General features: G+C 60.2%; 28 protein-coding genes. 8 read left to right on the top strand and 20 right to left on the bottom strand.

All coding sequences use genetic code 11. The features are described from left to right. The first annotated feature begins 35 nt into the window (after positions 1–35). Positions 36–1,523, top strand: coding sequence for an aspartate kinase (locus tag NA8A_RS12985; protein ID WP_143087983.1), 1,488 nt, complete (start codon positions 36–38; stop codon positions 1,521–1,523). Between the two features lie 106 nt (positions 1,524–1,629). On the opposite strand, the gene NA8A_RS12980 is transcribed toward NA8A_RS12985, so the two are convergent. The 4 genes from NA8A_RS12980 to NA8A_RS12965 all read right to left on the bottom strand — a co-directional run bounded on the left by NA8A_RS12980 (position 1,630) and on the right by NA8A_RS12965 (position 4,738). Then, on the bottom strand, positions 1,630–1,926 hold the full coding sequence (locus tag NA8A_RS12980) for a GNAT family N-acetyltransferase (protein ID WP_009450766.1): 297 nt from the start codon (positions 1,924–1,926) through the stop codon (positions 1,630–1,632). Next, entirely contained in the window at positions 1,923–2,555 is a 633-nt protein-coding gene (locus NA8A_RS12975; protein ID WP_009450765.1) for an alpha/beta hydrolase, read from the bottom strand. The genes NA8A_RS12980 and NA8A_RS12975 overlap by 4 nt, the downstream gene beginning before the upstream one ends. Before the next feature lie 5 nt (positions 2,556–2,560). Beyond that, complete coding sequence (locus NA8A_RS12970; RefSeq protein WP_009450764.1) at positions 2,561–3,493, bottom strand: VOC family protein; 933 nt, start codon at positions 3,491–3,493, stop codon at positions 2,561–2,563. A gap of 180 nt (positions 3,494–3,673) precedes the next feature. Continuing rightward, positions 3,674–4,738 carry a PRC-barrel domain-containing protein gene (locus tag NA8A_RS12965; RefSeq protein WP_009450763.1) on the bottom strand — a complete coding sequence of 355 codons (1,065 nt, stop codon included), beginning with the start codon at positions 4,736–4,738 and terminating at the stop codon, positions 3,674–3,676. A 213-nt stretch (positions 4,739–4,951) separates the two neighbouring features. On the opposite strand from NA8A_RS12965, the gene NA8A_RS12960 reads away from it, so the two are divergent. Continuing rightward, entirely contained in the window at positions 4,952–5,857 is a 906-nt protein-coding gene (locus NA8A_RS12960) for a diacylglycerol/lipid kinase family protein (protein WP_009450762.1), read from the top strand. A gap of 35 nt (positions 5,858–5,892) precedes the next feature. Here the strand turns inward: NA8A_RS12960 and NA8A_RS12955 are convergent, their stop codons facing one another. The 5 genes from NA8A_RS12955 to NA8A_RS12935 form a co-directional block, all read right to left on the bottom strand. Continuing rightward, complete coding sequence (locus NA8A_RS12955) at positions 5,893–6,846, bottom strand: alpha/beta hydrolase (protein ID WP_009450761.1); 954 nt, start codon at positions 6,844–6,846, stop codon at positions 5,893–5,895. Positions 6,847–7,019: 173 nt separating this feature from the next. Beyond that, a complete protein-coding gene (locus NA8A_RS12950; protein WP_009450760.1) occupies positions 7,020–7,529 on the bottom strand; it encodes a Dps family protein in 510 nt (169 codons plus the stop codon). A 46-nt stretch (positions 7,530–7,575) separates the two neighbouring features. Then, on the bottom strand, positions 7,576–7,761 hold the full coding sequence (locus tag NA8A_RS12945) for a hypothetical protein (RefSeq protein ID WP_009450759.1): 186 nt from the start codon (positions 7,759–7,761) through the stop codon (positions 7,576–7,578). Between the two features lie 140 nt (positions 7,762–7,901). Beyond that, positions 7,902–8,360 (bottom strand): hypothetical protein, encoded by a 459-nt coding sequence (locus NA8A_RS12940; RefSeq protein WP_009450757.1) that lies wholly within the window; start codon positions 8,358–8,360, stop codon positions 7,902–7,904. A 9-nt stretch (positions 8,361–8,369) separates the two neighbouring features. Next, positions 8,370–8,696, bottom strand: a complete 327-nt coding sequence (locus NA8A_RS12935; RefSeq protein WP_009450756.1) for an ElaB/YgaM/YqjD family protein — start codon at positions 8,694–8,696, stop codon at positions 8,370–8,372. Positions 8,697–8,827: 131 nt separating this feature from the next. Here NA8A_RS12935 and NA8A_RS12930 point away from each other — a divergent pair, with 131 nt between their 5' ends. Further along, positions 8,828–10,009 carry an AI-2E family transporter gene (locus NA8A_RS12930; protein ID WP_009450755.1) on the top strand — a complete coding sequence of 394 codons (1,182 nt, stop codon included), beginning with the start codon at positions 8,828–8,830 and terminating at the stop codon, positions 10,007–10,009. Here NA8A_RS12930 and NA8A_RS12925 read toward each other — a convergent pair. Then, entirely contained in the window at positions 9,936–10,685 is a 750-nt protein-coding gene (locus tag NA8A_RS12925; RefSeq protein ID WP_009450754.1) for a Crp/Fnr family transcriptional regulator, read from the bottom strand. The two genes, NA8A_RS12930 and NA8A_RS12925, sit on opposite strands and share 74 nt — an antisense overlap. 147 nt (positions 10,686–10,832) lie before the next feature. On the opposite strand from NA8A_RS12925, the gene NA8A_RS12920 reads away from it, so the two are divergent. Beyond that, positions 10,833–11,240, top strand: coding sequence for a response regulator (locus NA8A_RS12920; RefSeq protein ID WP_009450753.1), 408 nt, complete (start codon positions 10,833–10,835; stop codon positions 11,238–11,240). Between the two features lie 49 nt (positions 11,241–11,289). On the opposite strand, the gene NA8A_RS12915 is transcribed toward NA8A_RS12920, so the two are convergent. Both NA8A_RS12915 and NA8A_RS12910 read right to left on the bottom strand, forming a co-directional pair. Continuing rightward, positions 11,290–11,841, bottom strand: coding sequence for a sigma-70 family RNA polymerase sigma factor (locus NA8A_RS12915; protein WP_009450752.1), 552 nt, complete (start codon positions 11,839–11,841; stop codon positions 11,290–11,292). Positions 11,842–11,846: 5 nt separating this feature from the next. Continuing rightward, on the bottom strand, positions 11,847–12,053 hold the full coding sequence (locus NA8A_RS12910; protein ID WP_009450751.1) for a NepR family anti-sigma factor: 207 nt from the start codon (positions 12,051–12,053) through the stop codon (positions 11,847–11,849). Between the two features lie 217 nt (positions 12,054–12,270). Here NA8A_RS12910 and NA8A_RS12905 point away from each other — a divergent pair, with 217 nt between their 5' ends. The 3 genes from NA8A_RS12905 (at position 12,271) to NA8A_RS12895 (ending at position 13,771) form a co-directional block, all read left to right on the top strand. Further along, the gene (locus NA8A_RS12905; protein WP_009450750.1) at positions 12,271–13,065 is read left to right on the top strand and encodes a response regulator; all 795 of its coding nucleotides are present in this window, start codon (positions 12,271–12,273) and stop codon (positions 13,063–13,065) included. Positions 13,066–13,194: 129 nt separating this feature from the next. After that, positions 13,195–13,362 (top strand): DUF1328 domain-containing protein, encoded by a 168-nt coding sequence (locus NA8A_RS24690; protein ID WP_009450749.1) that lies wholly within the window; start codon positions 13,195–13,197, stop codon positions 13,360–13,362. A 91-nt stretch (positions 13,363–13,453) separates the two neighbouring features. Then, the gene (locus tag NA8A_RS12895) at positions 13,454–13,771 is read left to right on the top strand and encodes a hypothetical protein (protein WP_009450748.1); all 318 of its coding nucleotides are present in this window, start codon (positions 13,454–13,456) and stop codon (positions 13,769–13,771) included. Positions 13,772–13,860: 89 nt separating this feature from the next. Here the strand turns inward: NA8A_RS12895 and phoB are convergent, their stop codons facing one another. From phoB to NA8A_RS12865, 6 genes are all read right to left on the bottom strand, one after another. Next, entirely contained in the window at positions 13,861–14,547 is a 687-nt protein-coding gene (gene phoB / locus NA8A_RS12890) for a phosphate regulon transcriptional regulator PhoB (protein WP_177203388.1), read from the bottom strand. 196 nt (positions 14,548–14,743) lie between these two features. Further along, positions 14,744–15,454, bottom strand: a complete 711-nt coding sequence (gene phoU / locus NA8A_RS12885) for a phosphate signaling complex protein PhoU (RefSeq protein WP_009450746.1) — start codon at positions 15,452–15,454, stop codon at positions 14,744–14,746. 31 nt (positions 15,455–15,485) lie between these two features. Further along, complete coding sequence (pstB, locus tag NA8A_RS12880) at positions 15,486–16,301, bottom strand: phosphate ABC transporter ATP-binding protein PstB (RefSeq protein ID WP_009450745.1); 816 nt, start codon at positions 16,299–16,301, stop codon at positions 15,486–15,488. A gap of 14 nt (positions 16,302–16,315) precedes the next feature. Further along, positions 16,316–17,650 (bottom strand): phosphate ABC transporter permease PstA, encoded by a 1,335-nt coding sequence (pstA, locus tag NA8A_RS12875; protein ID WP_420864578.1) that lies wholly within the window; start codon positions 17,648–17,650, stop codon positions 16,316–16,318. Positions 17,651–17,664: 14 nt separating this feature from the next. Continuing rightward, positions 17,665–19,125: a phosphate ABC transporter permease subunit PstC gene (gene pstC, locus NA8A_RS12870; protein WP_009450743.1), complete on the bottom strand. Its 1,461-nt coding sequence runs from the start codon at positions 19,123–19,125 to the stop codon at positions 17,665–17,667. A 68-nt stretch (positions 19,126–19,193) separates the two neighbouring features. Then, positions 19,194–20,237: a substrate-binding domain-containing protein gene (locus tag NA8A_RS12865; protein WP_009450742.1), complete on the bottom strand. Its 1,044-nt coding sequence runs from the start codon at positions 20,235–20,237 to the stop codon at positions 19,194–19,196. A gap of 290 nt (positions 20,238–20,527) precedes the next feature. Between NA8A_RS12865 and NA8A_RS12860 the strand changes: the two genes are divergently transcribed. After that, a complete protein-coding gene (locus NA8A_RS12860) occupies positions 20,528–21,421 on the top strand; it encodes a LysR family transcriptional regulator (RefSeq protein ID WP_009450741.1) in 894 nt (297 codons plus the stop codon). A 172-nt stretch (positions 21,422–21,593) separates the two neighbouring features. Here NA8A_RS12860 and NA8A_RS12855 read toward each other — a convergent pair whose 3' ends face one another. Together NA8A_RS12855 and NA8A_RS12850 are read right to left on the bottom strand one after the other, a co-directional pair. Then, a complete protein-coding gene (locus tag NA8A_RS12855) occupies positions 21,594–23,039 on the bottom strand; it encodes an N-acyl-D-amino-acid deacylase family protein (RefSeq protein WP_009450740.1) in 1,446 nt (481 codons plus the stop codon). A 30-nt stretch (positions 23,040–23,069) separates the two neighbouring features. Beyond that, a complete protein-coding gene (locus tag NA8A_RS12850) occupies positions 23,070–24,470 on the bottom strand; it encodes an amidase (protein WP_009450739.1) in 1,401 nt (466 codons plus the stop codon). Positions 24,471–24,531 lie beyond the last annotated feature (61 nt).

Genomic DNA, 24,531 nt, shown 5'->3' with positions numbered 1-24,531 from the left:
GCCGGCCACAAGAGCAGGCGCAAAGACAGATGAGCATGACTGAACAAGAACCCCTGAAGACCTCCAGCACCGACGGCAGAAGCGAACAGCAAAAGCGGGGTCATCACACGGTCGAGAAGATCGGTGGCACGTCCATGAGCCGCGCCCGCGAGCTGATCGACACGATCCTGATCGGCAAACGCGCAGAAGCCGAGCTCTATGAGCGCGTCTTCGTGGTTTCGGCCTTTGGCGGCATTACCGACAAGCTTCTGGAACACAAGAAATCCGGAGAGCCGGGTGTCTATGCTCTATTTGCTCAGGCGGACAACGAACATGGTTGGCTCGAGGCCCTGAGCGGCGTCAACCGCGCCATGCGCACAATAAACCACGATATGTTCGACGATGCGGGCGACCGCCACGCGGCCGACGACTTCGTGCGCGAACGCATCGAAGGCGCGCGCGGATGCCTTATCGACCTGCAACGCCTGTGCTCCTACGGTCATTTCCAGCTCGGCGAGCATATGCAGACCATCCGCGAACTGCTCTCCGCACTGGGTGAAGCGCATTCGGCGAGCAACCTTGCGCTTCTGATGCGCCGGCATGGGGTGAATGCCCGCTTCGTCGACCTGACCGGCTGGCGCGATGAGACCCAGCCGACACTCAACGAACGCATTGAGCGCGCGTTCGGCGAAATCGACCTCGAACGCGAACTTCCGATCGTCACGGGCTATTCCCAGTGCAGGGAAGGATTGATGCGTGAATTCGATCGCGGCTATTCCGAAGTGACCTTCGCCACGATCGCCGCGCTGACCGGCGCGCGCGAGGCGATCATTCACAAGGAATTCCACCTTTCCAGTGCGGACCCGCGCCAGGTTGGGACCGAGAATGTGCGCAAGATCGGCCGCACCAACTACGATGTCGCCGACCAGCTATCCAACATGGGCATGGAAGCGATCCATCCCAAGGCAGCCAAGAAGCTGCGCCAGGCCGGCGTGCCGCTCCGTGTCGCAAACGCCTTCGAGCCGGAAGACCCTGGCACGCTCATCGATGCCGAACCCGCTTCTCAACCGGGTGTCGAGATGGTCACCGGCCTGCCGGTCACCACGCTCGAACTGTTCGAGCAGGACATGGTGGGCGTGAAGGGCTACGACGCCGCAATCCTCGATGTCTTGACCCGCCACCGGGTGCGCATCGTTTCCAAGACGTCCAACGCCAACACCATCGTGCATCATCTGGAATCGACGCTGAAGACTGTGCGTCGTGTGGAGCGCGACCTTGCTGCGCGCTATCCCGCCGCCCGCATCACCACCCGCCGTGCCGGCATGGTGTCGGTGATCGGTCGCGACCTGACCGGCCTCAACGTGATGCTCCGCGGCCTGAAGGCCCTTGACGAACAGGGCATCGTTCCGATCTCCGCCCAGGAGACAGGACGCGGTGTCGATGTTCAGTTTCTCGTCCACAGCGAAGATCGCCAGAAAGCGGTCAAGGCGCTTCACAGGGCCTTCATCGAGAAGGCGCAGGAGGAATTGCGCGAGGCAGCTTGACAGCAGCCTTGCAGCGCATTTCCAGGGGGAGATGACCGCCGCCAGTGTCCCGACTTCCGGTTTGGGGGAGCGGGACACTGGCGGCGGCCAAAACATCATCCTTCGATCAGCGGTCTACCAGAACATCGTGCCATTCAGGATGCCGGCGGAACTGTGCCGCTGCGAAAGGGCATAAGGGCCGGATCTTTATTCCGCTCGCACGCGCATCCTCGACGGCCCTCGTGACCAGCGCCACACCAACGCCCTGTCCTCGAAAGGCATCGGGAACGCCCGTATGATCGATGATGATCTGGCTTGTGCCGACGCGCGAGAAGGTCATCTCCGCTTCATGACCGTCGGCGCGATAGACATAGCGCCCCTTGCTGCCGTTGTCTTCGATAGTGATGGCTTTGGTGTCGCTCATGAATTGTCCTTTCCGTTATCGAGAAGCGGCGCCAGAAAATCCGCCGCCGCGTTGATTTCATTCGGCCGCAGCTCATGTCCGCCGTCATGCCATTCCGCCCGCAGGTCCGCACCCGCATCCTCCAGATAGCTGAGCAGCCGGCTGGTCAGGGGTTGCGGACAGATGGGATCGTGACGGCCCGCCGTGACAAGCAGTTTCGTATCGACGGTGGCCCCGCCCCAGACGGGACGAAACGGAATGAGCGGGTGCATCAACACTGCCGCGTCAAACAATGCCGGCGCCGAAAAGATAACCGAAGCCAGAATGTTCGCTCCATTGGAATAGCCAAGACCGATGACCGCGCTCGGCTGTTCCCTCTCCACATGCGCCGCGATGAAGGCCCGCATCTTGCCCGTCGCACGGTTGAGATCCACCATGTCGTAGACGCCCTCGCCCGTCCGGCGGAAGAAACGCGCCGCTCCATGCTCGCTGACATCGCCTCGCGGCGCCAGGAGACCCGCCCCCGGCGCGAGTTTCGCGCCGAGGGAAAGGAGCTGCTCTTCATTACCGCCCGTCCCATGGAAAAGGACCAGCAGCGGCTTGCCCGGACCCGCCGAATTAAGGTGATAGGCATAGGCATCGTTTGCCATGATCCTCAATCTCCGATCTTCGGCAGGCTGCGTTCCAGCGTCTCGCGCAAAGACGCATGCTGCCGCGGCAGTTTCAAAGCTTCACCCAGATGCTCCGGGTCCTCATCTCGGGCAAATCCCGGCTGATTGGTCGCGATCTCGAAAAGAACACCGCCCGGCGCACGGAAATAGACCGAGTGGAAATAATCCCGGTCGATCACCGGCGTGATCTGGAAACCATTGTCCACGAGTACCTTGCGCACGGTCAGCTGCGCGGCATCGTCCGCCACGGCAAATGCGATATGGTGGACCGACCCGGCGCCCTGCCGGGCAACCGGAGCATCCGGCTGCGTTTCAAGATCGATGATGCCAGCGCCATTGGCGCCTTCGCGCACCATGCGCAGCACCCGGCCTTCCTCGCCTTCGGGCCTGTAGCCCATCAGTTCGAGAAGCGCCTGCGTGCCGCCCCTGTCGGCAAGCACCAGCGATGCGGAGTGAAAGCCCCGCAAGGCGACCTCCGCGTCGATATCCGCTCCAGCCCAGGGCGCACGCTGATCGCCGGTCGTCTCGACCAGGGCAAACCCGTCACCATCCGCTCCAGAAAACAGAAGCCGGTCCTCGCCGAAACGAACCTCGTGGGAAAGCCCAACAACGCCCAGAGCCCGGAAACGCTTTTCCCAGAAGCCAAGCGCGCCTTGAGGCACCGAAAAAACGGTCGTCCCCACTTCGCCGGAACCACGCCGTCCAGCGCCGATATGCGCAAACGGAAAATAGGTAAGCACCGTTCCAGGCTCGCCCGTGCCGTTTGCATAATAGAGATGATAAACATCCGGCGCGTCGAAATTCACGGTCTTCTTGACCCGCCTGAGACCCAGCGTCTCAGTGACGAAACGGTCCGTTGCCTGGGCGTCCCGCGCCAGCGAGGTGATGTGATGAATGCCTTCGATCTGAGTGAGCATGTCGCGCCCCTTTCTCGTAGCAGCGTCCGCAAGGACGATTGGAACTTAGCACGGAAGATGGGACGGTTTGCCCGGTAATGACAGGGTGGACGGGCAATACGCATTGTTCAGCTTTTGTAGACAATAAGAAGCCCCGCATCGGGGGATACGGGGCTTCTTGGCGACGATGCGGTACGCGCGTTACTGAACCTGCATCCGCATTTCGTCGCGCTTCTCGGCATAGGTGCCTTCGTCATAGGCCGGCTGGCTCTCCAGCGCTTCCTTGGAGAAGTCGGTGTAGAGATAAAGCGAACCGTTGCCGTCGGTCATGAAGGCAAGATTGTCCATACCAATGGCCACTTCCTTCTCGCCGAGACCCAGGAAGCCACCGACATCGACCAGCACAGCATCCACCTTACCGTCCTGCGACAGGATGATGTCGCCGATCTCGCCGATACGCTCCTCATTGGCGCCGTAGACGGCCGTGCCGGTCAGGTCCTCGGTGCGGATCTGCTCGACAGGCATCTTTTCCAGCTCCGAGCTGTCGATGGCCGAGGTCTTGGTGTCGTCGGTCATGGCCTCATCGCTGGCGGGAGCCTGAGCGGACATCTCGCCGGCCGGCTTGTCGGTCTTGTCTGCCTCGGCAGTGGTCTGGCCTGCGTCAGAAGCGCTGTCCGCCTCCGGAGCCGGAGCCGCAGCCATGCCACCGCTGGTGCCGCTGCCGGCATCCGAAGCCGGGGCCATGGCAGTGCTATCGTCGCTATCGTCAGTCTCGACCGGCGCCTTCGCCAGATCATCCTTTGTCGCCGGCTTGGTTTCCTTCACATCGGCATCGGCAGGCATCGGGCGATAGGCCGAACGGTCGAATTCCTCCTGAGCCTTCAGCGCGTCTGCCGTGGTTTCTATAACCAGCCAGCGATCACCGTCCTTCTCGGCCCATTCGGCTAGATCGTACTCAAGCGCCACTTCCTTCTGGCCAATACCAAGGAAGCCGCCAACGCCGACGACGATGGCTTTGACATCGCCTGCATCGTCAAGGACAAGATCGGTCACCTTGCCGATGTTCTGGGCGTCATCGCCAGTGCCGTTATAGACGGACTTTCCGATAAGCTCGGAGGCGAGATGACCTTCGGCCCGAACGGTCATGGGCTGTTCGACAGGAGCGGCGGCAGGAGCACCGGTTGTGGGCGGGGTGCTTGTCTGCGCGACCGCACCGGTGGCCACAAGCGTAGCGATCGCGGTGGTCGCCAAAAGGTTGCGGATCATGATAAGCTCTCCATGTGCAGTGTTTCTGTACAGGCCGCGCACTGAACCAAACTTGCCAGGGAGGTCGGTGCGCGGCTGTTTGCATCCATAGAACGCGTCTTGGCGCGAGTGGTTCCGACATTTCCCGAGAATTAGATGCTCCATGAGTGGGAACCTTTTGGCCACTCCCTTCTTTTGCGCGGACTGCAACGGATTGGTGCGAGGACAACGTTCATGCATGTGGTGGCGGTACTGAACCGGAACGGCGGAACCTTGCGCAGCCTTGATGTGGAGGCGCTTGCGCGCGACATCGAACGGGTTTTTCGCGCCGCTGGCCACACCGTCGAGGTCAAACTGACCGGTGGCGACGACTTGGTCTCGTTGATGCGTGAAGTCGCTGCCGATCGGAAAACGGAGATACTGCTGGCCGGCGGCGGCGATGGCACGATATCGCTGGCGGCGAGCCTCGTCGCCCACACCGATAAGGCCCTCGCCGTTCTGCCCGCAGGCACGATGAATCTGTTCGCGCGCAGCCTTGAAATCCCGCTGGAACTGCAAGACGCGATTGCCTCGCTTGCGACGGGCCGAATACGACAGGTGGATATCGCCCGCGCCAACGAGCGCTATTTCGTGCATCAGTTTTCCATCGGCATGCACCCCAAGCTCATTCGTATCCGCGAGCGTATGACGTTTCGCTCGCGCATCGGAAAGATGATGGCCTCGGTGCGTGCGGCTTTCGCCACGCTCATCCGCCCGCCATCCTTGAAGGTGCGCCTTCACATGGGCGAAGCGCAGATGCTGACCACCACCTCGAGCCTTGCCGTCACCAACAACCTCTTCGCCGAAGGCCAGCGCCTGCCCTTTGCCGGAAAGCCAGACGGCGGGGAACTCGGCATTTATGTCACGAGGGCAAAGCGCCGCCGCGACCTTATTCTCATGGTTTTGAACATGGGGATCGGGCGCTGGAAGAAGAATGCACAGGTGGAAATCCACCGCGCCACACGCGTGACACTCGATCTGACATCGCCGAACAAGCGGTTCAAATGCGCCATGGACGGAGAGCTTTGCGACCTCGATCAGAAAACGACCTTCGAGCTCCATCCCGGCGCGTTGGCCGTTCTGGCTCCGGCAAAACCCTGACAGGCGATGTCATGGCTGCCTCTTCGGCCAAGGCATCATCTCGAACGGTCGGCAGCCTCGAGGAAATTCACGATGGCAGGAACAAGCTGCGGATGAAGCGGCAATGAGGGATCAGAGTAGGTCGCCATGGGATTGCCGGGCACCTCTTCCTTCAGCATATGGGTTCCCCCCGCAAGATCCACACGCTGCGCCTGCGGCATGGACTTCGCAAGGAGTTCGGCATCCTGCAATTTCACCTGCATATCAGCATCGCCCTGCACGATAAGGACGGGTCCCCTCCACGCATCGGCAATGATTGCCGGGTCGTAGGAAAACAGGTCGATCATGTAGCGTTGCAGCCCACGGGAAAAGAAAGATTGGAGCACCGGCGACAAACTTTCGGGATCGCGCGGGCGGCCTGCCTCAAGATCGTCAACGACGGATTTGATTTCGGGCATCAACGGCGCATTGGCCGGATTGGCCTGCAATTGCTCGATAAGAAGCTGGCCGGTCGGCCGGCCCGACGTGGAAATCAGGATAAGCCCGCAAAGGCTTTCAGGAGGCTTCTGCGCGGCAACGAGAGCGACCAGCCCACCCTCGGAATGTCCCGCAATCCAAACGCATGGCGCAAGCCCGGCGGCACGGTCGACCCAGCGGCGGGCATCTTCCGCATAGGCCTCGATGGTCACATCGTTGGCGTCCGCCAAGGCACCTGCACTCCCGAAAAAACCTCGCTTGTCGATGCGCAACGAGGCAACGCCGCGCGCAGCGAGGTCTTCGGCAAGAAACCTATAGGCATTGGAGGCAAGACCCGGCAGGGATGAATTTCCATTCCTGTCGGTCGGCCCGGATCCCGGGACGATCACCAGCACATGCCGTGCATCCGGCACGGAAACGGCCTCCGCCTCCAGCTTTCCGGCAGGGCCGGAAATGTGGACGGTCTCGGCCCCTGCTTCACATGCAAACGCACAAGGCAGGCCAACAACGAGAAGGAAGAGAATACGCTTCATATGGAAGTGGCTCGCTGTTCGGATGATGCAACCTGCACAGGCAATACCCGCAAGGACGCAATTGCGTAAAGAGCGTCCCTTGATAACGCCGCAAGAGCAATCTCCCCAAGAAAAGGAGCGGATCGCCAGCCGGCGATCCGCTCCCTGTATTTCAGGCCGTTGAACCTGCCGCATCAATCCGTGATCAGTGCACGCAGCATCCAGAGGGCTTTTTCATGAAAGGTAAGGCGCGCCGTCAGCATGTCGGCCGTGACGAGATCACCCTTTTCATCAGCCATAGTGCCGATATCGCGCATCTTGCGCACCGCTTCCTCGTGATCCTCAACGAGATCACGCACCATCTCAAGCGCTGAGCGCCCCGAAGCCTTCAACTCGATCGAAGTGTCCAGTCCCTTGCCCGCCAGAATCGGGGCATGATGTCCGAGCGCGCGAATCCGTTCCGCGATGATATCTGTCGCCTCGAACAGCGCATTGTACTGTTCTTCCGTCAGGACATGGATCGAATGGAACAGCGGACCGACCACATTCCAGTGGTAGATATGGGTCTTGATCAGAAGCCGGTAGGTCCCGACCAGAATCTCCGAAAGACCTGCTGAAATCTCTTTGCGGTCCGCATCGCTCAACCCGATGTTCATGGAATCCGCATGGGTCCTCGGTTTAAGAACTTCAGCTGCATTGCTCATGGTTTTCTCCTTGGACTTTGCATGAAATATCGATTGTCTTTCCGCGTCAGCCTGCGGGCGTATCGTGCGAGGCCGGCATCTCTACCGCCTGTTGCTGATCGAGCATCAGACCGTAGGCCTCGACGCCCCACCATGCGACGGCAGCCAGAAGCAGCCCGAACATCAGCACAAGCAGAACAGGGAATCCGCGCCTGCCCTGACGCGCATCCTGCGGTGTCGTCTTCTGAGGCATCGTGATTGCTCCTTCTTCTCGAAACTCTTCAACTGTTTCGAAAATGCGGAGCCTTTGCCTCGGGTTCCATATTGAAACCGAATGTGAGAAGCCGTGCCGCCGATGACATTTCTACTCTCGCATCGGCGGAGCGAAAGCCTCTAGGCGCCGTCTGGTCCCACCTCATCCTCATCCGAGTGCCGAGCGTTCTCGCGATAAATGGCGTAACCGACAGCCGCAACGATCGGCAGCGCAATACCGCCGATCTTGCCCGATCGGGCAAGAAGCGAGGGAAGCAAGGTCAAGGCTGCAGTACCCGCCAGAAGCCCCGCATCGGAGACCCGCCGGCGACGCGCACGGCGTGACTGAACCGAGGTCCATATCTTGAGCGCCAGAAGCACGATCCCGGCCACCGCGAGAAACGCGATGCCAAACCCGAGCGCTGCATTCACCGCGCCCCATCTGTCGGCCGCAAGAATGAAAGCGGCGAATACAAGAAAGCCGGCGCCGAAAAGCGCCAGCAACGCCGCAGCCATATAGGCCGCGGCTGAAATACGCAGGCGCTTCACCGCACCGGACATTTCTCCGGCTGCGAACGAGGCAAGCAATCTTGCCAGCATGGTGGCACCTTATCGACGGGTGGCGAGAGCAATCAGGAATCCGGCTCCCAGAGCCAAAGCCAGCGAGGTGATGGGCCGTTCGCGAACGGTGCTGGCCAACTGGTGCTCAAGGTCCTCGGCTCCATCGCGCACAGAGCGCATGGCCGCTTCGCCTTGCACACGCAATTGCTCGACGCCTTCATTGGCTGCCTTCCGGGCAGCACTGCCCGACTGCTCGCCCATCTTCTTCAGATGCTCCACCAACTGCGCCATGTCGGCCCGAAGCTGGCCGATATCCTTTTCGAGGTCGGTGCTTGTAACGTCTGCATTCTTCGGGGCTCGCGAACTCGTGGCCATTTCGGCAATCTCCCTGTGTTACGCTTCTCTTTTGCAACGCGGAAATCGAGCAACGGTTCCCTCGGAAGGAACCAAAAGCGCCCTCACGCCTTGTTAGGTCCAAGGGCGATCTCAACAGCTGGAAACTTCCCATGCGTCGCAAATCCACGGGTCACATCATTGACCTGAAGACATTGATGACATCCGGCTCGCAGGTGGCTTTGCTGTTTATGGGGTTGATGGTCTTCATCCTGACGCTGCATCATGCGCGCTTCCTGCTCTCGCCATTGACGCTGGCCGTCTTCATCGGGCTCATGCTCGGACCTATTGCGAGCCGGCTTGAAAACCGTGGCCTGCCGTCCTCGCTTTCCGCCGTGATCGTGGTCCTGATCTTCATCGTTCTGGTGAGTGCGTTCCTGATCGCCATCGGCACTCCGTTGACGGCCTGGGCCGACAGGCTCCCGCAGATCTGGGGCGAGCTTCAACTTCAGCTTTCAAGCCTGCGCCAGCCCCTCAACACGATGAAGGAACTGCAGGAACAAATTCGATCCGTCACCGGAGGGTCGAAGGTCACCGTGGCCGTCGAGGATGGCTCGACCATGCAGGATGTGGCGGTGCTTGCACCAACGCTTCTGGCACAGCTTCTTCTCTTCTTCGCCAGCCTCTACTTCTTCGTCGCGACGCGTCATCAGACACGTATCGCGATCCTGAAACTGTGTTTCGACCGCCGCCTGCGCTGGCGTGTGGCGCATATTTTTCGTGATGTCGAAAACGCCGTCTCCGACTATCTGCTGTCCATCAGCATCATCAATGTGGGTCTCGGCATTGCAGTCAGCGTCGCGCTCTGGCTTCTGGGAGTGCCTTCCGCCCCTCTGTGGGGTGCCATGGCAGCCCTTTTGAATTTTGTGATCTATATCGGCCCGGCGGTGATGGCGCTCGTCCTGTTCGGGGTGGGCCTTGCCACCTTCGACACCCTCACTGCAAGCTGCATGCCGATGGTTGTATATCTCGGCCTGAATGCCATCGAAGCGCAATTCGTGACGCCGACGGTGATCGGCCGGCGCATGACCCTCAATCCCTTCATCGTATTTCTGGCGATTGCGTTCTGGCTATGGATGTGGGGCCCGATCGGCGGCTTCATCGCCATCCCCGCGCTTCTGACCGTTTATGCCATCGCCGGGAACATTCTCCCCGGCATCGAGCCTCTGGCGACCGCCAGGCAGCAACGCCTGCCCCAGCGCAACATCCACCAGCACACCATCATAGAAAAGGCCGCCTCGCCTCTTTCCCAGCGCTCCAGCCCGCCAGTTCGGCCAAAGCCTCCGGATCTGTGATCCGGCAACCGCCGTCTTCCCATTCAAGAAGCCTGCGCTTGGCCAGCTTGGCAATGGTCTTGTTGGTATGCACCACCGAAATGCCGAGCGTATCGGCAACATGCTGCTGGGTGATGGACAGAACGGGCTTCTGCGTCATTCCGCTGCGCCTGCCGCGATCCAGCAGGAACACCAGAAGATAGGCAACCTTTTCCAGCGCCGTGCGCCGTCCCACGGTCAAAAGATTCTCATCGAGCATGCACTCCTCGCGAGATGCCATCCACGTGATGTCATAGGCAAGCGCGGGAAAGCGCTCGTAAAGAGAAAAAAGTTCGGCCTTTTCGAAAACGCAAAGCACCATGGAGGACAGCGCCTCGACCGAGTGCTGCATCTCGCCAGTCAGGCTACCCTGCAACCCCACCAGATCACCCGGCATCACATAGTTCACGATCTGCCTGCGGCCATCGCTCAAAAGCTTGTAGCGAAAACCCCATCCCGAAAGCACCGTGTAGAGATGCGGGTTATGCGCTCCCTCGACGAGCAAGGTAGCGCCCTTCTTCACCGCAAGGTCGCCCTTCTTGAAGCGTCCTACGAATGTCAGTTCGTCCTCTTCGAAATCGCGGAAGTTCTCCACACTTCGCAGCGGGCATTGCGTGCAGGGAAGGCTTTTGTGCAGTTCGATTGTCTCGGATGTCATCCTGTGCCCCCATTTTGTTCCAGCGGACGGAAAAGCGCCCAAAAACCAAATGGTTCCCAAAACACAGAGGCATGTCTTTTTTTAATGACAAACACCACGCGGGGTGAGATTGAATCGCATAACTAGCTGGCTCAGAAAGGACGCCCCTTGGTAAAGCCTCTTAACGGTGCCTGTGTCCTTCTGGTGGAAGACGAAGCGCTGATCGCCATGAATGTCGAGGAACTCTGCCGCGAACACGGCGCCGTCGACGTTGTGACGATCGATTCCTTCGAGAGCCTCCAGGCCGATCTTCTGGATGCACGGAAGATTTCAAGCGCCATTCTCGATATTAAGATTTCCGAGCAATGGACCGACGAGTTCGCAAAGCTTCTGCAAACTCGCCGTATTCCTTTCATCTTTGCCTCTGGCTATGCCGCCAACCATACGGTTTTTGAGCCCTTCGCCGGCATTCGCGTCGTCGAGAAGCCCTATCGCGAAAGCGATCTGATCGAAGCATTGGTGGCCGCAATCGCAGCCCCCGATGCACTGGAACAAGAAGAAAGCCCGCCAAACTGAGGGGCTCCTCCTGAAATATTTCCCGGATTCTGATCCAGCATCGCTGAATTTAGGCGACGAACGCCGTGTTCGTGATCTGTGCGGAGATGGCATCCGGTCCGAAATCGCTTTCGCCGGAAATCTCCAGTATGTCCTGCAACCGGTTGCGCGCACGGCTTACCCGGCTCTTGATGGTTCCGACCGCGCAGCCGCAGATTTCCGCAGCCTCCTCGTAGGAAAATCCGGAAGCACCGATCAGGATGATCGCCTCGCGCTGATCTTCCGGCAGTTGCTCCAGCGCCTTGCGGAAATCCTTGAGGTCAACGGATCCTTCCTGCGCGGGGTGCACGGAAAGGCGCGCTGTGATGGCGCCATCGCTGTCTTCGACCTCGCGTTTGCGCTTGCGCATCTGTGAATAGAACTCGTTGCGCAGGATCGTGAACAACCAGGCCTTCAGGTTCGTTCCCGGCTGAAAGCTCTGCTGTTTGTCCCACGCCTTGACGAGCGTTTCCTGCACCAGATCGTCGGCCCGATCCGCATTTTTCGCCAACGACACCGCAAATGCCCGCAAGCTGGGCACGGTACCGAGCAGATCTTCGCGGAACCCCGAGTAGACACTCATGAAAATCAGTCCTTATCTTCGCCCTGCTGCGAACGTTCACTTGCTTCAAGCTGAGTGAGAAGCATGGCGAACTTGTCCGGAATTTCTTCGGAGACCAGATCGTCGTAATATTGCTTGAGTTTCCGGCCGATCTCCGAGTTGACCCCGAGTGGATCGTCCGCACTTCCGCGGTGGCCAGATGTACGCTGGCTGGCTGGCTTTTCGTATTTCATGCCTGTTTTTCGTCCATTGCTTACCTGTTTGCCCCGTCTGACGCACCGAAAGGAGCTTACCCAAAGCCCCGACGCCACACCTGGATTTGAAGCGAAACGCCCATGAGACGAAATTGTTCCACCGGTTTGGAACATTTTCCAGACTCGCACGTTGAAAAGCCGACTGACGCGACTGCTTACTGGAATTTGCATATATTTTGAGGGAGATCACATACTCATGAACCTGTCAGCGCGCATTGCCCCGCAGCTTCCCTATCTGCGGCGGTTTTCAAGGGCCGTTTCCGGCTCGCAGACAAGCGGCGACGCGCGAGTAGCGGCGGTGCTCGAGGCGTTGATCGCCGATACCAGCATCTTTCCCGACGCTCCAACCGACAAGATCGCGCTCTTCAAGCTCTATGTCGCCCTCTTCGAGGCGCTGGATATCCGCGTCCCCGATGAATCGCCGGCCTCCGCTTGGGAGCGTCATGCACTGAGCAATCTTTCGGCATTGGCCCCGCGCCCTCGCCAGGCGTTCCTTCTCGTTGCCGTTGAGGGTTTCCATCCCAACGAAGCGGCTGAAATACTCGGTGTCGACACAACGGCACTCAACGCCATGTTGCGTGATGCGAGCGAAGAGATTTCCCGCCAGGTGGCGACGGAAATTCTTATCATCGAGGATGAACCGCTCATCGCGATGGATATCGAGGAAATGGTCGAGAGCCTCGGACACCGCGTGGTCGGTAACGCCCGCACCCATAAGGAAGCGGTGGCGATGTTCGCAAAGACCCAGCCGAAAATGGTGTTGGCCGATATCCAGCTAGCCGACGGCAGTTCCGGCCTGGACGCCGTGAACGAAATTCTCGCATCCACCTCCGTTCCGGTCATCTTCATCACGGCGTTTCCCGAGCGTCTGCTCACCGGTGAACGGCCGGAACCAGCGTTCCTGGTGACCAAGCCCTTCAACCCGGACATGGTCAAGGCGCTTATCAGTCAGGCTCTGTTCTTCGACCGGCAATCGAAGGCAGCCGCCTGAAATCCAAAACATATTTCGAAACGAAAAGCCGCCCTCCGGGCGGCTTTATTTATTAATAAATTGTTTTTCCCGGAACCAAGCCGAAGGACAAGCGTTTTTGAAGCATAGATAACCACCGGGAGAGTTCCGATGCTTTATTGGGCTGTAGTTTTTCTTGTTGTAGCGCTGATCGCTGGCGCTCTTGGTTTCGGCGGCATAGCTGGCGCTTCGGCCGGCATGGCCCAGATCTTATTCTTCATCTTCCTCGCGCTTCTGGCGATTTCCCTCATTGCAGGCCTGATGCGCCGCGGCAGCTAAGCATCACCAAACCGGCGAAACGGCCGGAACACGGCATTCGCGGAACCGGCGGCCATGGCCCGCCGTTTCCAGACAATGAAAGGAGTAAGCCATGGAACACATTGCTGCACTTCTATTGATTGTCGGTTGCTCGGGCGACCTGGGCGAATGCCAGGAGCTTCCCGCGCCGACGCCGATTTACGAGACGTTTGAGGAATGTCAGGCTGAGATGCCGGCCTCAAGGCGCGAGCTCGACGGACAGGCTCCCCGCGTTCTGGCCACATGCGTCTATGTAGACCCCGCTCTCGAATATGAGGACGCGACCATCGAATGGGATATCACCAAGGATGGTAAGCTCGTCGGCTCCATCGAGCCTGCAACGAGCTATAACGTCGCCATGCAGCAGGATCATCGCACAACGCGCCACTGATCCGGTCGTTGATCAAAGATCAGCATGATCGAATTCCAGTCATCAAGCTCAGCCAGGGCCGGTGCCGCACCGGCTCTGGCATTTTGCCGTCAGGCTTCGCGGATTGCGTATCCCGCTCCGCGGATCGTGCGGATCACATCCGGCAGGCGCCCCTGATTGACGGCCTTGCGCAAGCGCCCGACATGCACGTCGACGGTGCGTTCATCGATATAGATCGTCTCACCCCAGACATTGTCCAAAAGCTGGCTGCGCGAAAAAACGCGTCCGGGATGCTGCATCATGAATTCCAGGAGACGGAATTCCGTCGGCCCGAGCCTGATTTCATTCTTGCGCCGATAAACCCGGTGCGACTCGCGATCGAGCACGATATCGCCGACCGAAAGCACGGTGGACAACACTTCCGGTTTGGCGCGTCGCAGAAGTGCGCGCACGCGAGCGACGAATTCCGGCGTCGAGAACGGCTTGACGAGATAGTCGTCCGCGCCGGTGGAAAGGCCGCGGACGCGGTCGCTTTCCTCGCCTCGCGCTGTCAGCATGATGACCGGCAACCGCTCGGTCTCCGGCCGCATGCGCAGCCGCCGGCACAATTCAATGCCCGAAACGGCAGGCACCATCCAGTCCAGCACAAGGAGATCGGGCACATTTTCCTGTAGCCGCACTTCCGCCTCGTCACCGCGCGAGATGACCTCCACCTGGTAGCCCTCGGCCTCCAGATTGTATTTCAGCAGAACGCAAAGAGGTTCGTCATCCTCGACGACCATGACTTTGGGGGCAATCATCGTTCCGGTCTCCTAGAACATTTTGCAGTCAGGAGGAATCGCCTGACGTCCGCATGAATGCGGACAAGCACGAGATTGAGGGTTCAGCGTTTCCACAAAACGATGAACCACTCTAAAGCATGAAGCGGCCGGGCGAACCTGCCCGACAGCGCGCGGATGCGGCGCAAGCGATCCGAGGCAATCCCGTCCCCCGTCACGAATCGGCTTCGACCGACATCTGCGTTTCGTCGAGCTTCGGCCGCTGCACCGGAAGCTGCGAACCTGTCATCACATAATAGGCGTTTTCGGCAATGTTGGTCACGTGATCGCCGATACGCTCCAGATTCTTCGCGCAGAAGAGAAGATGCGTGCACGCCGTGATGTTGCGCGGATCCTCCATCATGTAGGTCAGGAGTTCGCGGAAGATCGATGTGTACTGGATATCGATCTTTTCATCCTCGTCCCGCAGCGGCACAAGCTGCTCCGCCTCGCGTCGGACATAGAAATCCACCACCGCATTTACCTGGTCGAGCACCAGCCCGGCCATGTTGTCGATGGAATGCGCCAGCGTGCGCGGCGTCGCGCTCTGGCCGACCGCACCAACGCGCTTGGCGATGTTCTTCGCCAGATCGCCGATACGCTCCAGGTCCGCGGCCATCCGAATGGCGCCGACCACGCCGCGCAGGTCCTGCGCCATCGGCTGGCGCTTGGCGATCAGCGTGATCGCGCGCTCATCCAGCTCGCGCTGCTTGGCGTCCATGATGGTGTCGTCCGAGATCACCCGCTGGGCAAGCGCGGTATCCGAACTCAGAAGTGCATTGGTGGAAGCCCGCGTCATCGCGCCCGCCAGATCGCCCATCTCGCGGATGAGGCGGTCTATATGGCCCAGTTCCTCGTCGAATGAGCTGACGGTATGTTCGCCCATGGTCATGTTCCTCGTAGAATGCGGTTCCATGTCAGCCGAAGCGACCGGTGATGTAGTCCTGGGTGCGCTTGTCGTCCGGGTTGGTGAACATCTTGTCCGTCGGCCCCTCCTCGACGAGATTGCCGAGATGAAACATGGCCGTGCGCTGCGACACACGTGCCGCCTGCTGCATGGAGTGCGTGACGATCACGATGGTGTAGTTTTCGCGCAGTTCGTCGATCAGCTCTTCCACCTTTGCCGTGGCAATGGGATCGAGCGCCGAGCAGGGCTCGTCCATCAGGATGACTTCCGGAGAAACCGCAATGGCGCGCGCAATGCATAAGCGCTGTTGCTGGCCGCCGGAAAGGCCGGTGCCAGGCTCATGCAGGCGGTCCTTCACCTCGTTGAAGAGGCCCGCCTTCTGCAGGCTGGTTTCGACCACTTCGTCGAACTCCGACTTCTTCGAGGCAAGACCGTGAATGCGCGGGCCATAGGCGATGTTCTCATAGATCGACTTCGGAAACGGGTTTGGTTTCTGGAAGACCATGCCAACACGCGCGCGCAGTTCCACTACATCGATGCGCGGATCGTAGATGTCCTCGCCGTCGAGCATGATCGAGCCACCGACACGGCAGATGTCGATCGTGTCGTTCATTCGGTTGAGGCAGCGCAGGAAGGTCGACTTGCCGCATCCCGAGGGGCCGATCAGCGCCATGACCTGTTTTTCCGGCACCTCGAGATTGACTCCGAACAAAGCCTGCTTCTCGCCATAGTGGACAGTCACGTCCTTTCCGACCATCTTGCTGACGCCTGGCTTCGACGCGGATTGCAGTTTTTCTTCAACAGCAGCGTCTGTAAGCATGTTCATGTCCTTTTACTCCGTTACCAACGACGCTCGAAGCGGCGACGCAGGAAGATGGCACCCAGATTCATTATGATGAGGAAGACCAGCAGCACAATAATCGCACCGGACGCCCGCTCGATGAACGCCGGATCGCCGCGCTGGGTCCAGTTGTAAACTTGAACCGGCAGGGCGGATGCAGGATCGAAGAAGCCGCCCGGCGGCGCTGCCGGAAACTCGCGCACGAAGGCCACCATGCCGATGAGCAGCAGCGGTGCGGTTTCGCCGAGCGCTTGGGCGAGACCGATGATCGTTCCGGTCAGGATACCCGGTGCGGCAAGCGGTAAAACGTGATGGAAGATGGCCTGCATCTTCGATGCTCCCACACCCAGTGCCGCCTCGCGGATGGATGGTGGCACGGCTTTCAGCGCCGCGCGGGTCGCAATGATGATTGTGGGTAGCGTCATCAGCGTGAGAACCAGGCCGCCGACGATCGGTGCGGACTGCGGCAACCCTGCATAGTTGATGAACACCGCAAGCCCCAATATACCGAACACGATCGAGGGCACGGCGGCAAGATTCGCGATATTGACCTCGATGACATCCGTAAGCCTGTTCCTTGGCGCGAATTCTTCGAGATAGATCGAGGCGGCCACGCCGATCGGCAGCGATAGGACCAGGACGATCAGCATCATGTAGGCTGAGCCCAGAATGGCGACGCCAAGGCCCGCGGCTTCCGGCCGTGTGTCGGAGGCATCCGGCGCGGTGAGAAACGACCAGTTGAACCGGGTCGCCAGCACGCCGGCATCCTTCAGCTTGTCGGCCAGCCTCAATTGTTCGGGGGTGACGTTGCGGTCGAGTTCCGCCGTCGCCATGGTCACCCGGCCCTTGTAGTAGCCATCGATACGTCCGTCGGCGAGAAACGCGAACGTGACGGTCTCACCGATTCTCGAGGGATGAGCGAGCACAAAGCGCCTCAGCTCCGCTGGCGCTTCCTTCGATATCATGCCCTCCAGATCCTTGCTTGTGAGCCCCTCCACACTCACGCCCTTCCCTTCGACCAGTGCGTCCAGTGCCATCTTGATGAGCGGCTGATAGCTGAAGGTCGTGAGCTTACGTAGCGCTTCGGGATCGCGATCACCCGTTTTGTCAAGCTTGGCGGGGTCGAGGTGGATGTCCAGCGTGATGTAGGTCTGCCGGAACGACGAGGCGCCGTTATTCAGAATTGAGCCGAGCAGACCGAACAGTGCGAGGATGCCGAAGATGACCGCCGCCAGGCCGATCATGCGGAAACGTTTCTCCGCCGCGTGGCGCCGCCGCGTACGCTCGCCGCGCTTGAAAAGCGAGCGGCTCTGGGAATCGACGACGGCAGGCATTGCTGTCAGGTCGGTCATTCATACTGCTCCCGGTATTTGCGCACGATGTAGAGGGCAAGGATATTGAGGCCCAGCGTGAAAACGAAAAGCGTGAGGCCGAGCGCAAAGGCGACCAGTGTCTCGGGACTGGCGAACTCGGTGTCGCCGGTTAGCTGGCTGACGATCTTCACCGTCACCGTGGTCATCGCCTCCAGCGGGTTGAGGCCGAGGCGCGCGGCCGCGCCTGCACCCATGACGACGATCATGGTCTCGCCGATGGCGCGGCTGGCCGCCAGCAGGATCGCACCAACGATGCCCGGGAGGGCGGCTGGCATGATGACCTTCCTGATGGTCTCGGACTGCGTGGCGCCAAGACCGTAGGAACCGTCGCGCATCGCCTGCGGCACAGCGTTAATGACGTCGTCGGACAGCGAGGAGACGAAGGGAATCAGCATGATCCCCATGACCAGCCCGGCGGTAAGGACGGATGACGACGAACTTCCCAGTCCAAGAGGCTGGGCGATCCAGTCACGCAGGAAAGGCCCGACCGTGATGAGGGCGAAAAGACCGTAGACGATGGTCGGTATGCCGGCGAGAATCTCGATGGCCGGTTTTGCGAAGCTGCGCAGCGCCTTGCCGGAATATTCGGCCAGATAGATTGCGATCATCAAGCCGATCGGCACGGCCAGGAGAAGGGCGACGAAAGAAACGTAGAATGTGCCCCAGAGCAACGGAAGGACGCCCAGGTCAGAACCGCCGCGAAACTGGGGATTCCAAACCGTCGAGAAGAAAAACTCGCTAGCCGGATACAGTCGGAAGAAATGGATCGTCTCGAAGAGGAGCGATGTCACGATGCCGAACGTCGTCAGGATGGCGACGAGCGATGACCCGATCAGGAGGGAACGAATGAATGTTTCGCTGACATTGCGGGCACGCATTGCCGGCCGCACCTGCCTCCACGCCAGAAAGCCGAAGCCGAGAGCCACGGCGATCACCGCGATGTTTCTCAGGAGCGTACTCGTTCCAGCGATACTGCGATAGGATTTGGCGGCTTCGAAGACGGCTGGTTCGACATCGGAGCCGAGCGCGACACCAACCTCCGCGAGACGACCGCGGATATTGGAGAAGTCAGCGCGCATTGATGAGAGGTCGTCCTCGTTGAGGCCCCCCGATCCGACAAGACGGTCCATGCCGTCTGCGATGCGGCGGACATCGGCCATTACCAGGCTTCGCGCGCCGCCCTCGGGGATCACGCTGTCCGGTATCTGCGAGCTGACCTGGTTCTCGAGGAGAAGCGGCTGCAGAAACAGCCACGCGCCCATAAGAAGCAGGGCCGGGACTGCGGTGAACAGTGCAACGGCTTGTCCGTAATGACTGGGCAAGGAGTGAAGGCGCACGCCCTCCCGCTTGGCCAGAGCCAGCGCACGTTGTCGGCCGAGGAAATAGCCGGCTACGGTGAGCACCAGCACGATGATTGCGAGTATCCCTGGGGTCATTAGCCTGTATCCGCCCTGATCGAAAATGAGACGGCGCCTGTCGGCGCCGTCTCCATATCATGCGAGGATCAGTTCAGCGCGCCCATCGGGACACGGTTCTTGACCTTTTCCTGGGTCTTGGCGAGTTCAGGATCGGAGACGAGGCCGTAGGCGGCCAGCGGACCGTCAGGACCGGCGATCTCGTCGGACACGAAGAACTCGATGTATTCCTGCAGGCCCGGGATCACGTCGAGATGCGCATTCTTCACATAGAAGTAGAGCGGGCGGGAAACCGGATACTCGCCCGAAGCGATCGTCTCGACGGACGGGACGATGCCGCCCATGGTGCCGACGCGCAGCTTGTCGGTGTTGTTCTGGTAGAACGACAGGCCGAACACGCCGATGCCGTTCTTGTTGGCGTCAACGCGGGCGAGCGTCTCGGTGTAGTCGCCGTCGATGTCGATCGACACACCATCAGTCCGAAGCGCCATGCATTCCTTTTCGGCGGCTTTCTCGTCACCGGCATTGGCGGCCTTCAGAGCCTCAAGGGTGCCGTTTTCCTCGCAGCCGTCGACGATCACCTTCTCATCGAACACTTCACGCGTGCCATGCTTCGTTCCTGGGATGAAGGCCAGGATTTCCTGGTCCGGCAAGTCGGCGCGAATCTCGTTCCACTTCTTGTAGGGATTGGCGACCAACTGGCCGTCCTTCACCACCTTCGCGGCAAGCGCGTTGTGCCAGTCGGCAGGTGTGAAGGCATATTCGGGACCGTTGATGTCAGACGCAAAAACGATGCCGTCATAACCGATACGGACTTCCTGGATTTCCTTGACGCCGTTCTGGGCGCAGAGATCGATGTCCGACTGCTTGATGCGCGAGGACGAATTGGCGATGTCGATGGTATTTTCGCCCACGCCTTCGCAGAGCTTCTTGCGGCCGGCACCCGAGCCACCGGATTCGACAACCGGGGTCGGAAACTCGGTGTTCTCGCCGAAGGCCTCGGCAACGATCGACGCATAGGGAAGAACGGTGGACGATCCAGCGATCTGTATCTGATCGCGCGCCTCCGCGAGGCCGACCGACCCGGCAAGGGCGATCGCGGCCGCCGAGGCGGTAAGGAGGAATTTGTTCATTGGAGACTGCTCCCTGTTCGGAATTCGGTCAGACGCCCTGTCGACGTCGGGAGCGGGATAACAACTCTATGTAACAGTTCGATGACACTTTCGTGTCACGTCAATTACGGCCTTATGCTGCGCCATAACCTTCCTCGCGCGTCCAAAAACTTAGCCGGAAAAGGGTCCTTTCGCTGATTCCGGGCCATCTGCCACCAAACTTCTTGCCCACTGCTCCGCACAGACGTTTAGTATGGTACCGACGGTACCAGAACCAAGGCATCTATCCCTCGCAACCGATCAACGGCGCAATGCAGCTTCGTCACATTGAAGTATTCCACGCGATCCGGCTCGCCGGATCGATCAACGCGGCAGCCGAACGCTTGAATGTCTCGCAGCCCGCCCTCAGCCGCACCCTGAAACATGCGGAATCCCTGCTCGGCTTCAAACTCTTCGATCGGGTGAAACAGCGCCTTGTGCCCACACGCGAAGCGGATCTTCTTTTTTCCGAGGCCGTCGACGTGCAGGCCGCGCTTGAGCGATTTCGCACTCTCGCGCGTAATCTCGGCCGCAACCCGGATGATGTCCTGCGGGTAGGTTTTCTGCCAAGCCTTGGCGTTGGCCTTGCGCCGAAAGTGGTCTCCAAGCTGCCCAAACATTGGGAAGGCTTCAAGGTGGAGATATTCACCCACCACTACGACATGCTCTTGCGACGCTTGCGGGCGCTTGATCTCGATCTTGCGGTCGCCTTCTCCATCGTCGAGACCCCTGGAATAAATTCCACCACCGTCGGCACGATGAACCTGACTTATCTTGAAACCGATGATCCCGACAAACCGGTCGACCCATCGCCCATACATTTGCGCGACATCGACATGAAAACGTTTGTCGGCCTGGAAAAGGAATCTCCCGTCGGCACCTTTCTGCGCCACGCCTTCGATCAGGAAGGCATGCCCTACGAGCCGCGCATTTCGGTGCACACCTATTCGGTAGCCGCCGCCTGTGTGAGCCAGGGTGTCGGCTGCGCCATCGTCGACGAATTCTCCGCCCGCTTCACGCGCGGCGTCCGCCTGCGCCCGCTGGTGCCAAAGCTTCAGTTCACGATCACCGCGCTCACATCGGAAAACCGGCCGGTCTCGAATGCCGAGGACATGTTCATCAAGATTCTGAAATCGGCCTGCCAGGAGCTGCACAGCAGCGGCTAACGCATGTCTCCCGGAAGCGGGATCCGATTCCGGAATAATGACATGTACAAGATCAAAAGCTTAAAGTGTAAGGAGCGAATCTGAAGGATCGCTCCTTACACTTTAGAGGATTCTGCCGCCAGGCAGGATCACCCGGCTGCAAACCGGAACACTCTCCATTGAAGACGGAGGATCAGGCCTCGCCGCGCGCCACGAACCGGCCCCCACGCGCGCCGGTGACGGCGCCATGCGCCAGAACCGCCTTGCCGTTGACGAATACATGCTCGATGCCGACGGAAGGGCGGTCAGGCGTGTCGTAATCGGCGAGATCCAGAACGGTCTCCGCGTTGAAGGCGACGAGATCGGCGTGGAAACCGGCCTGAAGGCGTCCGCGCCGCGCCAACCCGAAAATCTGCGCCGGCAGCGAGGTCATCTTTCGCACGGCCTCCTTCAGCGGCAGAACCCGCTCCTCGCGCACATACCGTCCGAGCACGCGCGGAAATGTTCCCCAAAGGCGCGGATGCGCCATCGGCCCCGGGATGCCGTCCGAGCCGATCATCGTTCGCGGGTGCCGCATGATACGGTTGATATCCTCGGGCGACATCTGGAAATAAATGCCCCGCGCCGGCGCGAGCCGCCTGGCCGCTTCTGCCTGGTCGCAATCCATCGCTTCGGCCACTTTTGCAAGTTCCATTCCGTTGAATTCCGGGTGCGCCCCTGAATCGATGACGAGAATGCGATCCGCATGCCGCGTCAGCTCGGGCAGAAGCACGGTAGAGCTTGCCTCGTAAGGATAGACGTCCATGGCGATATCCTGATGGCGCAGCGCATTGTCGATCATGGAGAGCGTCTTCACCGAGCGTCCGTAATTGTGCCGCCCGATGCACTTATGGTGCGAGATGACGACAGGTACCCCCGCCTCGCGACCGATGGAAATGGTTTCCCAGACGGCTTCTTCCACCTTGTCGCGCTCATCGCGCATATGCGTGACGTAAAGAGCTCCGGGATGAGCCGCAAGTTCCTGGGACAGCCCAACCACCTCGGCCGTCGGGGCATGCCGGGCAACCGGATAGGCAAGCCCCGTGGAAAGGCCCAGAACTCCGGCTTCCAGCGCCTCGCCCAGCAGGGCGCGCATCGCCGCAAGTTCCGCTTCCCCCGCCGGCGCGTCGGTGTCTTTCATCACCATGGCGCGCAATGTGCCATGGCCGGCAAGCGCAGCCACATTGACCGCGACATGGGCCGCATCCACCGCCGCACGGTAAGCTTCGAACGACCCGAAACGATAATCCTGCGCAGAACCGAGCAGTCCGAGCGGCGGCACGAGTTCCGTGGGATTTTCATACGGCGCGAGACTGATGCCGCAATTGCCGACGATCACCGTCGTCACACCCTGCGTCACCTTGGGCTCCATGGCGCTGTCGTTGAGCACAGCCAGATCGTCATGGGTGTGCACGTCGATGAAGCCGGGCGCCAGGCAAAGCCCGTCGAGATTGATCGTCTCAGGCGCGCTCCAGCCCGAGATATCCCCCACCGCCGCGATGCGGCCTTCGCGGATCGCGAGACCGCCCTGGAAGGGTTCGCCCCCAAGACCGTCGAACAACAGGGCATTGGCCAAAAGCGTATCGCAAACGGACTGCATCTTCGGAACTCCTCCCAGGATTTTTCGTCGTCAGGCAGCCATCGTTCCAGGCCGTCTTGCCGGAACCGAAAGCGCCTTTTCAAGCGCGTGACCGAGAGCGATCACGGAAGCTTCATCGAACGCCCTTCCCATCAGCTGTACGGAAAGAGGCAGGCCCGTCTCCGTAAAGCCCGCCGGCAAGGCAAGGCCGCATCCGCCCACATAGTTGGCGGGCCTGCCGTAGGCGGCGAGCGGGAAGCTCTGTTCATCCACCTCGGCAAGCGACACTGCGGGAAAGGGCACCGTCGGCGTCAGCAGCGCCCCGTAGGGCTGCATAAACGCGTCATACACCTTCTTCATGCGGCGATGATCCGCCAGCGTCGCCAGATAATCCTTGGCGCTGATATTGGCGCCCCCCAGAATGCGCTGGCGCACATAAGGCCCGATGGCCAGCCGCTCGTCATGGATATAATCGTGATGGATCGCATAGGATTCGGCCGCGATGATGCGTCCGTTGCGCTCCGTGAGCTCGTTGAACGAAAACGGCAGTTCGACGGGAACGAGATGCGCGCCGAGATCGGCGAGAGACGCCTTCGTCCGGTCATAGGCTGCCTGGCAATCCGGATCGATGGCTATCGGGAAATCTTCCTCGCGCATGACCGCCACGCGCATCCCTTCCACATGCAGCCTGCGCCAGGCATCGGCTTCGAGTTCAGGAGCGATCAGGGTTGCCGGATCGTCCGCATCGGGGCCCGCAAGGGCTTCGAACAGAAGAGCAGCATCCTCTACGGTGCGTGTCATCGGACCGACGGAATCAAGCGTTCCCGAAAGCGGGAAACAGCCCTTCAGGCTGATGCGCCCATAGGTCGGCTTGAGACCGGCAATGCCGGTCAGCGCAGCCGGAATACGCACAGAACCACCCGTATCGCTGCCAATCGCTGCTGGCGCGAGACCTGCCGCGACGGCCACTCCAGACCCGCTGGACGACCCGCCGGGAATGCGATGCTCCTGCATGTCCCACGGGTTGCGCGGTGTGCCGCAGAGCGGATTGGTACCCCAGCCGCCAAATGCGAACTCCACCATGGCCGTACGCCCGATGGGGATCATGCCTGCGGCAAGAAGCTTGCGCATCACGGTCGCATCGCTTTGCGAGCGGCGTTCTTTCCAGGCGGCACTTCCGACGGAACAGGGTTCGTCCTGCCAGTCCACCAGATCCTTCACCGCAATCGGCAATCCGTGCAGGGGGCCGTAGACGACGCCGGATGCGCGCAGCTTGTCGAGTCCTTCCGCCATCTCCATCGCCCTTTCGGCATTCACCCCGACGAATGCGCCGAGGGTGCCGTTCATGGCGTTGATGCGGTCGAGAAAATGTCGGACGATATCGGTTGAAGTGAAAGCGCCTGCGCGCAGAGCCTGGGAAAGCTCCGCAAGGGATGCGAATGAGGGGTCCATGATGTTCTTTTCTAAAAAATGCGCCCGGCCCCGGCATTGGGTTCCGTGGCCGGGCACGGAT

The organism is Nitratireductor indicus C115 (assembly GCF_000300515.1).
Taxonomy (GTDB): Bacteria; Pseudomonadota; Alphaproteobacteria; order Rhizobiales; family Rhizobiaceae; genus Nitratireductor; species Nitratireductor indicus.
The sequence above is the reverse complement of the archived record's forward strand: the minus strand, read 5'-3'. Positions and strand labels throughout refer to the sequence as shown.